The following is a 15,157-nucleotide window of genomic DNA, read 5'->3' on the forward strand; positions in this document are numbered from 1 at the left end:
GCCGGCCGTCAGTTCCCTTCGTCGGGTATGTTGAGGAGATGGCCGCAGGCTTTGCAATGCACGGCGTCCGGCTCGTGCCGCCGCAAGCCGCACTGCGGACAGGGAAACAAAACCTTGGCTGGCCGGAAGATCGCCTGAGCCAGTCTGACAAACAGCGATATGCCGATGATCATGGTGACGATTGCCGTCAGCTTGCCGGCCATGCCCGGCAGCACGATGTCGCCGAAACCGGTCGTCGTCACCGTGGCGACGGTGAAATAAAGCGCGTCGATATAGTTCTCCAGGCCGGCGCCAGTGCGGAAGAAGAACGTGTAGACGAAGCCGGTGATGACAAACAGGAAGGTCAAGAGGTTGATGACCGCGTGGCTGGCCTCGCGCCACGGCCGCAGGCCGCGCATCTCCAGATGCCGCCAGAGCGAACCGCTGCGCGACAGCGACCACAGCCGCAGGATGCGCAGGAAGGCGAGATTGGCGAACGCCGTCGGCATCAGCAGCGTCAAAAGGATGAAGACATCGACCCACGACGTCGGCTGCTTCATCAGCCGCAGCATGTTTTTGGAGGCAAGCAGCCGGGCGACCAGGTCCGCGGCGACAAGCGCGGCCGCCGAATAGTCGAGCCAGAGGAATGACGGCTTGTCCTGAAGAACCGGCGTCGCAATGAAGAAAGCGATGATGGCGAGGTCGATGACTACAGCCACCAGTTGGAACCGGAAAGCGGCCGGCGTGCGCCCATGATAGAGCCTGCGCAGCCTGTCACGCAGCCGCGCCAAGGTTGAAACCGTCTGCGACCCGTTCCTCTGTGCCGGCTTCATGCTGACTGCGCTGGCGTTCGCGGCAGCGACCGCCCGGCTGATTGCCGCGCGCGAGAAAGAGCGGGGGTCACACCAACTCCACTTCGACCACGCCCGGCACCGCGCGCATCGCCGAGGCGATCTGCGGTGAAATCCGGTAGCGGTTCGGCAGCTCGATCTCGATTTCCCCTTCGCCTTCCTCCTTGATCAGCACGAAGCTGACCTGGCCTTCGCCCCTGACGGTCAGTTGGCCGGCCAGCGTGTTGATCGGCGAGGCGTTGCGCACGAAAATGCGAAGTGCCTTCTGGATACGGCTTGCCTCGTCCTCCAGCGACTGCACTGAGTTGATGCGCAGATTGACGCCTTCCGGCCTGTCCTCGGCGGCAACGGTGATGACCACGGAGCGGCCGGCCTCGAGCAGATCGCGATATTGCGCCAGTCCTTCGGAAAACAGCACAGCCTCGTACTGGCCCGACGTATCGGAAAAGGCGACGACCCCCATCTTGTTGCCGGTGCGGGTCTTGCGCTCCTGCTTGGACGTCACCGTGCCGGCCAGACGGCCGGCGGCGGCACCGCGTTTGACGGCCGCCGAAAACTCGGCCCACGTCTGAACCCGCATCTTCTGCAGGGCCGCCTTGTACTCGTCGAGCGGGTGCGCCGAGAGATAGAAGCCGACCACCTGGAATTCACGGTGCAGCCGGTCGGCGGCGAGCCACGGCTCTGTCGCCGGCAGATTGAGTGCCTGCGACTGGGCGCCGAGCGAAGCGCCGAAGATGTCGTGCTGGCCGGAAACCGCATTCTGCTGCGCCAGCGACGCCAGTCCCATCATGCGCTCCACGCCCGCCATCATCGACGCGCGGTCGTGGCCGAAGCAATCGAGCGCGCCGGCCATGATCAGGCTTTCGAAGACACGCTTGCCGACGATCTTGGGATCGACCCGCTCGCAGAAATCGGCGAGGTTCTTGAACGGCTTTTCACCACGCTGGGCAACGATGTGCTCGACCGCCGCATCGCCGACGCCCTTGAGCGCCGCCAGCGAATAGTAGATGCGGTTCTCGCCGACTTCGAAGGCGCGAAAGCTCGATATCACCGAGGGTGCCAGAACCTCGATGCCAAGGCGCAGCGCGTCCTGGCGGAAATCGGCCAGCTTGTCTGTGTTGCCCATGTCGAGCGTCATCGACGCTGCCAGGAACTCGACCGGATAATGCGCCTTGAGATAGGCGGTCTGGTATGAAACCACCGCATAGGCGGCGGCATGCGATTTGTTGAAACCATAGTCGGCGAACTTGGCCAGCAGGTCGAAAATGAAATCGGCTTGCGGCTTGCCGACACCACGCTCGACCGCGCCGGAGACGAAGCGCTCGCGCTGCTTGTCCATCTCGGCGCGGATCTTCTTTCCCATGGCGCGGCGCAGCAGATCGGCTTCGCCGAGCGAGTAGCCGGACAGCTCCTGCGCGATCTGCATCACCTGTTCCTGGTAGACGATGACGCCTTGCGTCTCCTTCACCAGATGGTCGATCTTGGGATGGATCGACGCCATCTCCTCCTCGCCATGCTTTCTGGCGTTGTAGGTCGGAATGTTCTCCATCGGACCGGGGCGGTAGAGCGCGACCAGCGCGATGATGTCCTCGATGCAGTCGGGCCGCATGCCGATCAACGCCTTGCGCATGCCGGCGCTTTCCACCTGGAACACGCCGACCACTTCACCGCGCGACAGCATGGCGTAGGTGTCGGGATCGTCGAGCGGGATCGTCGCCAGGTCGATCTCGATGCCGCGCCGGCGGATCAGCTTCACCGCCGTCTCCAGCACGGTCAGCGTCTTCAGGCCGAGGAAGTCGAACTTCACCAGTCCGGCCTGCTCGACATATTTCATGTTGAACTGGGTGACGGGCATGTCCGAGCGCGGATCGCGGTACATCGGCACCAGTTCCGACAGCGGCCGGTCGCCGATGACGATGCCGGCGGCGTGCGTCGAGGCATGGCGGTAAAGGCCTTCCAGCTTCTGCGCCATATCGAGCAGCGTCTGGACGATCGGCTCCCTCTCGGCCTCTTCGGCAAAGCGCGGCTCGTTGGCGATGGCGTCAGCGAGCTTGACCGGATTGGCCGGGTTCTGCGGCACCATCTTGGAGAGCTTGTCGACCTGGCCATAGGGCATCTGCAGCACACGGCCGACGTCGCGCAGCACGGCGCGAGCCTGCAGCGTACCGAAGGTGATGATTTGGCCGACCTGGTCGCGGCCGTATTTCTTCTGGACGTAGCGGATGACCTCCTCGCGGCGATCCTGGCAGAAGTCGATGTCGAAGTCGGGCATCGACACGCGGTCGGGATTGAGGAAGCGCTCGAACAGCAGCGAGAAGCGCAGCGGATCGATGTCGGTGATGGTCGTCGAATAGGCGACCAGCGAGCCTGCGCCCGAACCGCGGCCCGGCCCGACCGGAATGCCTTGCGCCTTGGCCCATTTGATGAAGTCGGCAACGATCAGGAAGTAGCCGGGAAACTTCATCTTGGTGATAATGCCAAGCTCGAAGTTCAACCGCTCGCGGTATTGCTCGACTGTATAGCCTGATGTTGGGCCATGCATGGCGAGGCGCGCGTCGAGCCCCTCATGCGCCTGGCGGGCCAGTTCGTCGGCTTCCGCCTGCACGGCGGCGTCATTGTCGGCGACATCGCCGCCGGTGAAGCGCGGCAGGATCGGATTACGGTTCTTCGGATAATAGGAGCAGCGCAGCGCGATCTCGACAGTGTTGTCGATCGCCTCCGGCAGATCGGCAAAGAGCCTCGCCATATCCGCCTGGCTGCGCAGGAAATTGTCCGGCGACAGCCGGCGACGATTGTCGGCGGCGACGACCGATCCCTCGGCGATGGCGATCAGCGCGTCATGTGCGTCATAGTCGTCACGAGAGGAAAAGAACGCCTCGTTGGTGGCGACCAGGGCCAGTTCATGGGCATACGCCAGATCGATCGAGGATTTTTCGATCACGCGGTCATAACCGGAAACCCGGTCCAGTTCGACATAGAGGCGATCGCCGAACATTGCCTTGAGGGTCAAAAGCCGTGCCTCGGCCAGATCGCGGCGATCTTCCTTGAGCGCGGTACCGATCGGTCCGCGCGGCCCACCGCTGAGGCAGATCAATCCGTCACAATAGCCGTCCATCATTTCGGTGGTCAGGTGCACGGCTTCGCCCGGCGGTGTTTCGAGGTAGACGCGACTGACCAGCCTGACCAGATTGGAATAGCCGGCCTCGGTCGCGGCGAGCAGGACGACCGGCCGCATATCCGGGCCCTGCCGCCTGCGGTCGCGCTGGCCATCGCTGTTTTCGCCGGAAAAGGCGAGCGCGGTCTGACAGCCGATGATCGGCTGGATGCCGTCCTTCACCGCCTTCTGCGCGAATTCCAGGGCGCCGAACAGATTGTTGGTGTCGGTGACGGCGATGGCCGGGGCTTCGTCCTTGACCGCGTGAGCCACCACCTTGCCGATCTGCAAGGCGCCTTCCAGCAGGGAATAGGCCGAATGCACGCGCAGATGGACGAAGGGCCGCGCCGGGGCCTCCGGCCGCGCCGCAGCAATCGCTGCTTCGCGCTTCAGGGGATCGCGGGGAAGTTTTTCGTCGGCCATGGCGCTGCGTGAAGGTCCTTGAGTCGATGGAGATGTATTGTCCGGGACCGCGCGATGCCAGTCCAGCACAAACCGCTGCTGATCACAGGCTGCCTGCCCGGCTAGCCCTAAGCAAACTCCATGATCACCGCATCCACGGCCAAGCTGTCGCCTGGCTTGGCGTTGAGTTTGGAGACGACAAGGTCGCGTTCAGCACGCAGCACGTTTTCCATCTTCATCGCTTCGACCACCGCCAAGGTCTCGCCGGCCTTGACCTCCTGGCCTTCGGCAACGGCAATCGACACGACAAGGCCAGGCATCGGGCAAAGCAGCAGGTTCGACGTGTCCGGCGCCACCTTTTCGGGCATAAGCCTTTCCAGCTCGGCGGTGCGCGGCAGCATGGCGCGCGCGGTCACCGACATGCCTTTCCAGGCTATGCGAAAGCCGTTGGCAACCGGCCTGACCTGGGACGTAACCTTGCGCTTGCCGACCGTCCCGCGCCAGACCAGGTCGCCCGGCCGCCAGTCTGATGCAACGGTCAACGCCCTGCCGCCCTCGATCGACAGATCGATTTCCATCGGAATGGAAATCATGCCCTCGATGATCGACGCCGACAGATAGTCATCGCCGATCTTTACCACCCAGTCGCGCTTCAGAGCTCCCGAATGCGGCGCCAACCGCCCGTCCAGCCGGTCGAGCCGGTCACGGCGCAGCAGTTCCACCGCGGTCGCGATCGACGCCAGCACGGCCTTCTCATCGTCGTTCGGTACGACCGGCGCGAAGCCGTCGGGATATTCCTCCGGTATGAAAGCGGTCGATATCCGCCCTTCCCGCCAACGCGGATGCTGCATCAAGGCGGCCAGGAACGGAATGTTGTGCTCGATACCGTCGACGACGAAGCTGTCGAGCGCTTCCGACATGGCATCGATGGCCTCCAGACGCGTCGGCGCCCAGGTGCACAGCTTGGCGAGCATCGGATCGTAGAACATCGAGATTTCGGCGCCTTCGGTGACGCCGGTGTCATTGCGGATGACGACATCGCCGAATTGTCCTTCCTCAGGCGGCCGGTAGCGCGTCAGTCGGCCGATCGAAGGCAGGAAGTTGCGGTAAGGGTCTTCGGCATAGAGCCGGCTTTCCACCGCCCAGCCGTTCAGCTTGATGTCGCTTTGCTTCAGGCCAAGCTTTTCGCCGGCGGCGACGCGGATCATCTGCTCGACCAGATCGATGCCGGTGACGAGCTCCGTCACCGGATGCTCGACCTGCAATCGTGTATTCATTTCAAGGAAATAGAAGTTCTTGTCCTTGTCGACGATGAATTCGACCGTGCCGGCGCTCTGGTAGTCGACAGCCCTGGCCAGCGCCACCGACTGCTCGCCCATGGCCTTGCGTGTCGCGGCGTCCAGGAAGGGCGACGGCGCCTCTTCGGCGACCTTCTGGTTGCGTCGCTGGATCGAGCATTCGCGCTCGCCGAGATAGAGCGCGTTGCCATGCGCGTCGGCCAGCACCTGGATTTCGATGTGGCGCGGATCGACGATGAATTTCTCGATGAAGACACGATCGTCTCCGAACGAACTCTTGGCTTCCGAGCGCGCGCGGTCGAAGCCGTCGCGCACTTCGGCCTCGCTCCAGGCGATGCGCATGCCCTTGCCGCCGCCGCCGGCCGAAGCCTTGATCATCACGGGATAGCCGATTTCGCCGGCGATCTTTTCGGCATGGTCGGCATTCTCGATAACGCCGAGCCAGCCGGGCACGGTGGAAACCTTGGCGGCGTTGGCGAACTTCTTCGATTCGATCTTGTCGCCCATCGCCTTGATGGCCTTGGGCTTTGGGCCGATGAAAATGATGCCTTCCGCTTCCAGCGCTTCGCAGAAAGCCGCCCGCTCGGACAGGAATCCGTAGCCGGGATGCACGGCCTGGGCTCCCGTTTCCTTGCAGGCGGCGATGATCTTTTCCGGGACGAGATAGCTCAGCGCGGCTGGCGAAGGCCCGATATGCACCGCCTCGTCGGCCATCTCGACATGCACGGCATCGCGATCGGCATCGGAATAGACGGCAACCGTGGCAATGCCCATCTTGCGCGCCGTCTTGATTACGCGGCAGGCAATTTCGCCGCGATTGGCGATCAGGATCTTGGTGAACATGCGAAATGTCATCCCTCGGGTCGGCCGTTCCTTTTATGGCCTGTGCTTGCAGGGTCAAGCCGACCATGCAATTCACTGCCTTTCAATCGACTTGCGATTCCAATTCATCGCTGTGGCCCAGTCGGGGAGCCAGCTGCCAGTTGATCGTGTCGGCAAAACCTGAAACCTTGGAAAAAAATCCGCATTGGAGGACGCCTGATGAAAACCCGCGCCGCTGTCGCTGTCGCCGCCGGAAAGCCGCTGGAGATCATGGAGGTCGATCTCGACGGCCCACGTGAGGGCGAGGTGCTGGTCGAGATCAAGGCGACCGGCATCTGCCACACCGACGAATTCACGCTGTCGGGCGCCGATCCCGAAGGCCTGTTTCCAGCCATCCTCGGCCATGAGGGCGCCGGCGTCGTCGTCGATATCGGCAAGGGCGTCACCTCGCTCAAGAAGGGCGACCACGTCATCCCGCTCTATACGCCCGAATGTCGCCAGTGCCATTCTTGCCTGTCGCGAAAGACCAATCTGTGCACGGCCATCCGCGCCACCCAGGGCCAGGGGCTGATGCCGGACGGTTCATCGCGCTTCTCGATCGGCAAGGACAAGATCTTTCACTATATGGGCTGCTCGACTTTCTCCAACTTCACCGTGCTGCCCGAGATCGCGCTGGCCAAGGTCAACCCCGACGCGCCCTTCGACAAGATCTGCTACATCGGCTGCGGCGTCACCACCGGCATCGGTGCTGTGATCAACACCGCCAAGGTCGAGATCGGCGCCACCGCGGTCGTCTTCGGTCTCGGCGGCATCGGCCTCAATGTCATCCAGGGCCTGAAACTTGCCGGCGCCGACATGATCATCGGCGTCGATTTGAACAACGACAAGAAGGAGTGGGGCGAGCGGTTCGGCATGACGCATTTCGTCAATCCGAAGGAGATCGACGGCGATGTCGTGCCCCACCTCGTCAACATGACCAAGCGTGGCGCCGACCAGATCGGCGGCGCCGACTACACATTCGACTGCACCGGCAGCACCAAGGTGATGCGCCAGGCGCTGGAAGCCTCGCATCGCGGCTGGGGCAAATCGGTCGTCATCGGTGTGGCCGGTGCCGGCCAGGAGATTTCCACACGGCCGTTCCAGCTGGTCACCGGGCGCACCTGGATGGGCACCGCCTTTGGCGGCGCGCGCGGCCGCACCGATGTGCCCAAGATCGTCGACTGGTACATGGACGGCAAGATCCAGATCGACCCGATGATCACCCACACGCTGAAGCTCGAGGACATCAACAAGGGTTTCGATCTCATGCATGAGGGCAAATCGATAAGAAGCGTCGTGGTTTACTGAGGAAGATCACAGGCCGCCACCTAACCGGCCCGAGACCTCCGTGGTTTACAATGGGGGAGAAAAGAAACATGAGCGAACTCCCCGCCATTCTCGTCGATGCAGACGCCTGCCCGGTCAAGGCCGAGGTCGAAAAAGTGGCCGACCGGCATGGCGTCGTTGTCACCTACGTCTCCAATGGCGGCCTGCGGCCATCGCGCGATCCGATGGTCCGCAATGTCGTGGTCTCCAAGGGCGCTGATGCCGCCGACGACTGGATCGTCGACAATGCGCGCACCAACGACATTGTGATCACCGCGGACATTCCGCTGGCCGCCCGCGCGGTGGCACTCGGCGCCCATGTGCTTGGGCCAACGGGGCGCCCCTTCACTCCGGAAACGATCGGCATGGCGATGGCGATGCGTGACCTGAAGCAGCATCTGCGCGAGACCGGCGAAAGCAAGGGCTACAATGCCAGCTTCGCGCCACAAGACCGGTCGCGGTTTCTGGGCGAACTCGACCGCATCTTGCGGCGGGCGCTCAAATCCGCCACACCAGACTAGAAACCGAGCGCCATCCAAGGTTGGAGCCGACATGGCTGCCGAAACCCCGGTGAAGTCTCCCATTCAGCGCCACATGCTGTTCGCTGTGTCGGCCTGCGTTGGCGTTTTTGCGCTTCTCGTGGCGTTGCTGCTGCACGCCCCGCTTGCCTATTCGATCGGCGCCAACGCGTTCTTTGCCGCCTATGTCATTCTCGTCGTCGCCCAGATGCCGAAGTTCACCGGCAGGTATCTGAGCAGGAATGCGCGTGCCACGGACCAGCCGGTGCTGGTCATCTTCGCTGTGACGCTTGTCGTCGTCGGCGTTGCCGTTATCTCATTGTTCCTGCTGATCAATCAGAAGGACAGAAGCCATCCCGTCGAGCTCATCTTCGCGCTGCTGTCGATCCCGCTCGGCTGGTTCACAATCCATGCCATGGCAGCGCTCCATTATGCCCATGTCTACTGGATGGACGGCGATGCGGTGGATGCCGAGACCAGGAAGAAAATCCCGGTCGGCGGACTGCTGTTTCCGGGCGACAAACGGCCGGAGGGCTGGGATTTCCTGTACTTCTCGACGGTGATCGGCATGACCGCACAGACTGCCGATACCAACATCTCGACAACGCATATGCGTCGTGTCGTGCTTGTCCATTCCATCCTGTCGTTTTTCTTCAACACGGTCATCGTCGCCGCTGCCGTCAATCTCGCCGTCAGCCTGGGCGGTCCGTAATAAATCCGTGATCGGATGAAACATCGGTTTGGATCGCGACGTATCAGGAGGACAATGAACGCGCAGGCCATGCCGCGAGGCCGGGAGACGAAAGACGATGGAATCCGTTGCCAGAAGCCAATCCGCCGCCGATCCAGGCGCTTCTGCGTCGAACGACAAAACGCTGATCTACCGGCAGTCTCGCTGGACGCGGCTGACGCATTGGCTCTGGGCTATCTCTTTGTTCTTCATGCTGCTGTCAGGCCTGCAGATCTTCAATGCCCGTCCGCAGCTCTATATCGGCAAAGAATCGGGCTTTGACTACAACAACACCATCTTCGCCATCGGCGCCGAGAATTCCGATGCGGGTCCGCGCGGCTACACCGAAATCTTCGGGCATCGCTTCGACACCACTGGGGTGCTCGGCTGGTCGGGTCCGGCCGGCCAGGAGACGTCCCGCGCCTTTCCGTCCTGGGCGACCATCCCGTCCTACTATGATCTCGGCACCGCGCGCGTCATCCATTTCTTCTTTGCCTGGATCCTGACCACGACGTTGATCGTCTGGTTTGTCGCCAGCATCGTGAACGGCCATCTGCGGCGTGATCTCGCGCCACGCCTCGACGATTTGAAGCGATTGCCGCAAGACATTGTCGACCACGCCAAGCTCAAATTCCACCACACGCGCGAATACAACACGCTGCAGAAGATGGCCTATGGCGGCGTGCTGTTCGTGCTGTTGCCGCTGATGATCATCACCGGCCTGGCGATGTCGCCGAGCATGAATTCGGTGCTGCCGTTCCTCAACGATCTGCTCGGTGGCCGGCAGACGGCACGCACCATCCATTTCACCGTCATGGTGCTGCTGGTCGCCTTCTTCGTCGTCCATATCCTGATGATCCTGGCCGCCGGCCCGATCAACGAACTGCGCTCGATCATCACCGGTTGGTATCGCACCGATCCTCCCGCACAGGACGACAAACCCGTCGAGAGGAGTGCCTGACATGGCAAAATTCCAGATCAGCCGCCGCAAATTCCTGACCGGTGCCAGCCTTGGCGTCTCCGGCATCATGCTGTCGGGCTGCGACGCCTTCGACAGTCAGCTAGGTGTTGGCAGCGGCCTGCGCAGTTTTCTCGAAAACGCCAATGACCTGACATACCGGGCACAGCGCCTGCTTGCCGGACGTGACGCGCTGGCGCCGGAATTCACCGAGGCCGACATACGCCAGCCGCAGCGGCCGAACGGTGTCACCGCTCCCGATGACGATGTTTACAAAGGCCTGCTCGCCAACAATTTCGCCGACTGGCGTCTGGAAGTGACGGGTCTCGTCGAAAAGCCGCTGTCGCTCAGCCGCGAGCAGCTTCAGAACATGCCGAGCCGCACCCAGATCACCCGCCATGACTGCGTCGAAGGCTGGAGCTGCATAGCCAAATGGACCGGCACCCCGCTGTCGCTGGTGCTGGACCAGGCGGTGGTCAAACCGCAGGCGCGCTACGTCATGTTCCATTGCCTCGACACGATCGACCGCAGCCTGTCGGGCGACATCAAATATTACGGTAGCATCGACCTGATCGATGCCCGTCACCCGCAGACGATTCTCGCCTATGGCCTGAACGGCAAGCCGCTGCCGGTCGAGAACGGCGCTCCGCTGCGGGTTCGCGTCGAGCGTCAACTCGGCTACAAGATGCCGAAATATCTCTACAAGATCGAGCTGGTCGACGGCTTCGCCACTGTCGGCGGCGGTCGCGGCGGCTATTGGGAAGACAATGGTTATGACTGGTACGGCGGAATCTGAGCTGCACACCGCCAATCCGGCTCTGAAGATGCTAGCCTAGCGAGCGGCGAAACAGTTCGCCCTTTTCGGCAATCTGCTCACCAATGCCGCCGAGCCGCAGCATGTGCCAGGCAAGGGCGTGATTGCTCGAGGTTACCGGTTTCCCCAGTTCCTTCTCGACGTCCTCGATGATGCGGGCAACGCGCATGCTCGTGCAGGAAACAAACACCGCCTCACAGTCGCTCGACGCGCCGATCTCCAAAATGGCCTGCTTGACCGATGCCGGCGTGATGCGTGCAACGACATTGTCGTCCGCCTCGTTGAAGGAGCCCATGACCGGAATATCCATCCCCGCGCCATCAGCGATGCCCGCAGGGAATGATTGATTTTCGCCAAATAAGGGGTGAGCAGCGCGATCCGCGAGACATCCAGGGCCTTCAGCGCCGCCCGTGCCGCCGTCACCGGGTTGGTCACTTGCACGCCCGGCAGCACCTCGTGAACGCGTTCGGCGACCTTGTCCTCGCCGATAACCAGCGCTGCCGAGGTGCAGGCAAAACCGATCACATCGAACTTGACGTCCGGCAAAAGCCCGACCGTTCCCGGAATCACGGCCGACATCTTCATCAGGTTTTCCGGGGTGATCTCGACATCGCTGTAGAGCCGCGCCTCGTACAGCGCGATGTCGCGCGCGGGCAGCGCATAGCGGAATTCATCCTCGATGGTCTGGTCGGTCCGAAGGACGAGCAGGCCGAGATTGGCGCGGGTGCCGATGCCGTCGTCGGTCGTGAAGGGAATGTGTTCCTTGTCGAGGACAAGCGTGTCGTCGGCGCGGCTAAGCGGGGCGTCCATGGCGCAGTCCCCTTCCTGATGCCAATCAGAATTGTCGACAATAGAAACGACGACTTTGCCAAACGTGTCAAGAGCTCCGTTCGAATTTTGGGAACCGAGAAATGCAGGAATTTCGCCCTGTCTGAACGATGAATCGATCGTCGACCCACGCGCCGTTGACAATGACCAGCGTCTTCCTATTGAATTGTCGACAATAGAAACGACAACCATTCGGGACAGCGATGCGCGTATTGATCTTGGGCGGCGGCGTTGTCGGGATCACCACGGCCTATCAGTTGCAAAAGGACGGCCACGCGGTCACCGTTCTCGAGCAGGCACCGCAGGTGGCCGAGGGCGCGAGCTGGGCAAATGCCGGCATGATCGCGCCCGGCCATTCCTTCGTCTGGTCATCGCCAGCCGCGCCAAAAATCCTGCTGAAGTCGCTGTTCCTGAAAGACCAGGCGCTTCGCTTCAAACTCTCCGCCGACCCGCATCTCTACAGCTGGTCGCTGCGCTTCCTCAGGGAGTGCACGGCCGCCAAAGCGCGTCGCAACACCCTTCTCAAACATCGGCTTGCGGTCCATTCCCAATCGGTCCTGAAGGCGGTCGTCAGGGAGGAAGCGATCCAGTACGACAGGACCTCGGCCGGCATTCTTTACTTCCACCGCAGCCGTCAGGCGCTCGACAAGGGCGTCGCCAACATGCGTCTGCTGGAAGCCGACGGCCAGGAGATCCGCCTTGTCGACGCGCAGGAAATCGTTGACCGCGAGCCGGCGCTGGCTGCGTCTCGCGGCGGCATCGCCGGCGGCATATTGTGTCCGACCGACGAAACCGGCGACGCCGCGAAATTCACGCGCGCGCTGGCGGCCATCGTCGAGACGAGGGGCGGCAAGATACTGACAGGCACCAGGATCGTCGGGATAGAACGTAGGAATGACGCGATCACCCGGGTCGTCACCGACAAGGGAGAGTTTCTGGCCGACACCTACGTTCTGTGTCTCGGCGCCGAGAGCCCCGTCCTCGCCCGCAAGATCGGCCTTGGCCTACCGATCTACCCGGTCAAGGGATATTCCCTGACCATTCCCATCGTCGATCGGGCGCTGGCTCCAAAACTCCCTGTCATCGATGAGCACAACCTCGTCGCCATCACGCCGATGGGCGATCGCATCCGCGTGACCGCCACCGCGGAATTCGCAGGCTATGATCGCAGCCACAAGCCTTCGGATTTCGCCTTCATGAAGCGCGTCACGCAGGACCTGTTCCCGCGCGGCATCGCCTATGATCGCGCCGAGATGCGGGCCTGCCTGAGGCCCATGACGCCCGACAACCTGCCGATCCTCGGCCTGCGCGACATCCGAAACCTGTGGCTGAACACCGGGCACGGCCATATCGGCTGGACGATGGCGCATGGATCGGCCCGTATCATCGCCGATCTGATCGCCGGCCGGACCGCGCCGGTCGCCCTCGACGGTATCACACAGGCGCGGTTCACCGAACCAAGCGCCGCAAAGGCTTGACGACGCCATGCTCCGACCCGCCAGGCAAAGCAACCGGGACAACAGCGCGGCGTTGGCATCCAAGCCGATCAAGACCGGCCCGCGTGTCTATGAAGAAATCCGTCGCATGGCGATGGACTATCGCTTCAAGCCGAACGAGCGCATCAACGAAGTGGCGCTTGCCGCGAGGCTGAATGTCAGCCGCAGCCCGATCCGGGAGGCCCTCCAGCGGCTGGTCACGGAGGAACTCATCACCTTCCAGACCAATCGCGGTTTCTTTTGCCGCGGCTTCGACGTCGACGAGGTCGTCAACCTTTCCGATGTGCGGGCCGTGCTCGAGGAGCGCTCGGTCAGGCTGGCGATCCAGCGCGCGACCAATGAGGAACTCGCCGCGCTCGTCGACTGGTGGACGCTCACCATGGCGCGCGCCGACTCGTTTTCCAGCGCCGAGCTGACCGCCAGGGATGAGGAATTTCACATCCGCGTCGCCAGGCTGTCGGGCAATCCAGAACTGGCGCGCATGCTCGAAGGCATCAACACGCGCATCCATTTCGTTCGCAAAATCGAAGTGGAGAAGCACCGGCGGCTGTCGACGACCTACACCGAACACAGCGAGATCGCCCGGGCCATGGTAGCTCGCGATGCCGACAGCGCCGCCAGGCTCATGGGTGACCACATCGCCATCAGTGTCGCCGATGCCATGTCGACCGTTCGGGAAGGCCTGGCCCGGATATACATCAACGTCGGCCAGATCTGATCCGGCGACCCTTTACCGTCAGGCGACCTTGTCGAGCAGCGACCTCAGCGCCGGATGGATTTCCGGTGAGGCGTGCTTGATCAGCGTCAGCAGCGCGCGTTCGTTCTCGTAAAGAGGCCTGTCGACGCCGATATGTTCGATCAGCCAGCCGGCTTCGCCGGCATCGATCGTCTCGGCGCGGCGGGCCAGGGCCTCGGCCGCCCTGTTCCTGGCTTCCCACTCGGCCTCGATGTCGCCTGGAGACCGATAGGCTTCCATGATGCCGGCAAGGCCGCCAGAGATCATGCGGCTGAAGAAGCCGCCGATTTCCGGATCGGCATGTTCGAGGAAGGCATCGCGGCGCAGCGCCACATCGCGCGTCGGTGCTTCGTAGCCGGCCGAGCACATGACGAAATTGGCGATCGCCTTGACGAACAGCTCGTTCCAGGACGGATCGTTGTGCCCTTGAGCAGTGCACTCGTTGATCTTGAACAGCACCTCGGCCTCGGCGTGCGTGATGGCGATGTTGCCGTCGCCGCCATGGGCATGGAGGATCCGGCGCAGCAGCTCGACCTCCGCCTGTGCGATGAGGCCGGGAGCCAGCGTGCCGCCGAGCATCAGCGGCCCCTTGCCATCAATGACGGCATGCGCCACCTGCTCCAGCGCATAGACGCAAAGCTGGCTCGGCGACGATCTTGCCTGTTCCAGCACATGCACCAGCAATTCGAGCTCGGTCCGGCTGTCGACCATGCCATCGCGCGAGATCGTGCGGATCAGCCAGTCGGCATTGTCCTGCGAGATATAGCCCGACGGCTTTTCCTGGTGGACGATATAGTCGGTAACCGCCTCCACGAAGAAGGGCGGCCATTCCTCGCATTTGTCCTTCGCCGTTGCATCGAGCGCAAACAGCGCCTCGGCCTCGCCGCGCGTCACGACGCCATCGCCGAACACTTCATGGCGCAACATCGCCACGTCCTCCGCGGCGATGCGGCTTTTCGAGGTCAGCCCGGCCACCGGCGCGCTCATGATCAATTCGCCCATTTGTCGTCCCCGTCCGCCGTCGCCAAGCGCCGGCCCCAAGCGTCATACAAGCCAACATATCAGCAGTGTCTTGAAAAACCGGCAAACGGCGTGGTTAGCGAAGACTTGTCGGCCAACGCATGTCGCCCAAAAACGTGCCGCGGTTTTGAAGAATGGCATGCACGCGCTTTAGATGTCGCTGACAGGTGACAAGCCGTCGCGCGC

General features: G+C 62.5%; 13 protein-coding genes. 8 read left to right on the top strand and 5 right to left on the bottom strand.

The window, feature by feature from the left end; genetic code table 11:
* Nucleotides 1-8: 8 nt before the first annotated feature.
* From NKJ00_RS14390 to NKJ00_RS14400, 3 genes are all read right to left on the bottom strand, one after another.
* Nucleotides 9-812 (bottom strand): potassium channel family protein, encoded by an 804-nt coding sequence (locus NKJ00_RS14390; RefSeq protein ID WP_352440260.1) that lies wholly within the window; start codon nucleotides 810-812, stop codon nucleotides 9-11.
* A gap of 67 nt (nucleotides 813-879) precedes the next feature.
* On the bottom strand, nucleotides 880-4,407 hold the full coding sequence (gene dnaE / locus NKJ00_RS14395; RefSeq protein ID WP_352630153.1) for a DNA polymerase III subunit alpha: 3,528 nt from the start codon (nucleotides 4,405-4,407) through the stop codon (nucleotides 880-882).
* Between the two features lie 107 nt (nucleotides 4,408-4,514).
* Nucleotides 4,515-6,527 (bottom strand): acetyl-CoA carboxylase biotin carboxylase subunit, encoded by a 2,013-nt coding sequence (locus tag NKJ00_RS14400; RefSeq protein ID WP_352630154.1) that lies wholly within the window; start codon nucleotides 6,525-6,527, stop codon nucleotides 4,515-4,517.
* A gap of 198 nt (nucleotides 6,528-6,725) precedes the next feature.
* On the opposite strand from NKJ00_RS14400, the gene NKJ00_RS14405 reads away from it, so the two are divergent.
* From NKJ00_RS14405 to NKJ00_RS14425, 5 genes are all read left to right on the top strand, one after another.
* A complete protein-coding gene (locus tag NKJ00_RS14405; protein WP_127270241.1) occupies nucleotides 6,726-7,853 on the top strand; it encodes an S-(hydroxymethyl)glutathione dehydrogenase/class III alcohol dehydrogenase in 1,128 nt (375 codons plus the stop codon).
* Nucleotides 7,854-7,921: 68 nt separating this feature from the next.
* Nucleotides 7,922-8,392 (top strand): YaiI/YqxD family protein, encoded by a 471-nt coding sequence (locus NKJ00_RS14410; protein ID WP_352610702.1) that lies wholly within the window; start codon nucleotides 7,922-7,924, stop codon nucleotides 8,390-8,392.
* 31 nt (nucleotides 8,393-8,423) lie between these two features.
* Nucleotides 8,424-9,101 (top strand): DUF1345 domain-containing protein, encoded by a 678-nt coding sequence (locus tag NKJ00_RS14415; protein WP_352552923.1) that lies wholly within the window; start codon nucleotides 8,424-8,426, stop codon nucleotides 9,099-9,101.
* A 97-nt stretch (nucleotides 9,102-9,198) separates the two neighbouring features.
* The gene (locus tag NKJ00_RS14420; RefSeq protein WP_352630156.1) at nucleotides 9,199-10,080 is read left to right on the top strand and encodes a cytochrome b/b6 domain-containing protein; all 882 of its coding nucleotides are present in this window, start codon (nucleotides 9,199-9,201) and stop codon (nucleotides 10,078-10,080) included.
* Between the two features lies 1 nt (nucleotide 10,081).
* Complete coding sequence (locus tag NKJ00_RS14425) at nucleotides 10,082-10,873, top strand: molybdopterin-binding protein (RefSeq protein WP_023810518.1); 792 nt, start codon at nucleotides 10,082-10,084, stop codon at nucleotides 10,871-10,873.
* A gap of 31 nt (nucleotides 10,874-10,904) precedes the next feature.
* Here the strand turns inward: NKJ00_RS14425 and NKJ00_RS14430 are convergent, their stop codons facing one another.
* A complete protein-coding gene (locus NKJ00_RS14430) occupies nucleotides 10,905-11,201 on the bottom strand; it encodes an aspartate racemase/maleate isomerase family protein (RefSeq protein WP_352630159.1) in 297 nt (98 codons plus the stop codon).
* 146 nt (nucleotides 11,202-11,347) lie between these two features.
* Between NKJ00_RS14430 and NKJ00_RS14435 the strand changes: the two genes are divergently transcribed.
* The 3 genes from NKJ00_RS14435 (at nucleotide 11,348) to NKJ00_RS14445 (ending at nucleotide 13,933) form a co-directional block, all read left to right on the top strand.
* Complete coding sequence (locus NKJ00_RS14435; protein ID WP_352630160.1) at nucleotides 11,348-11,833, top strand: hypothetical protein; 486 nt, start codon at nucleotides 11,348-11,350, stop codon at nucleotides 11,831-11,833.
* Between the two features lie 89 nt (nucleotides 11,834-11,922).
* A complete protein-coding gene (locus tag NKJ00_RS14440; RefSeq protein WP_352630162.1) occupies nucleotides 11,923-13,197 on the top strand; it encodes a D-amino acid dehydrogenase in 1,275 nt (424 codons plus the stop codon).
* Between the two features lie 52 nt (nucleotides 13,198-13,249).
* Nucleotides 13,250-13,933, top strand: a complete 684-nt coding sequence (locus tag NKJ00_RS14445; protein WP_352630164.1) for a GntR family transcriptional regulator — start codon at nucleotides 13,250-13,252, stop codon at nucleotides 13,931-13,933.
* An 18-nt stretch (nucleotides 13,934-13,951) separates the two neighbouring features.
* Here the strand turns inward: NKJ00_RS14445 and NKJ00_RS14450 are convergent, their stop codons facing one another.
* Nucleotides 13,952-14,953 (bottom strand): hypothetical protein, encoded by a 1,002-nt coding sequence (locus NKJ00_RS14450; protein ID WP_352630166.1) that lies wholly within the window; start codon nucleotides 14,951-14,953, stop codon nucleotides 13,952-13,954.
* Nucleotides 14,954-15,157 lie beyond the last annotated feature (204 nt).

The sequence above is a fragment of the Mesorhizobium sp. M0227 genome (genome assembly GCF_040321855.1).
Taxonomy (GTDB): Bacteria; Pseudomonadota; Alphaproteobacteria; order Rhizobiales; family Rhizobiaceae; genus Mesorhizobium.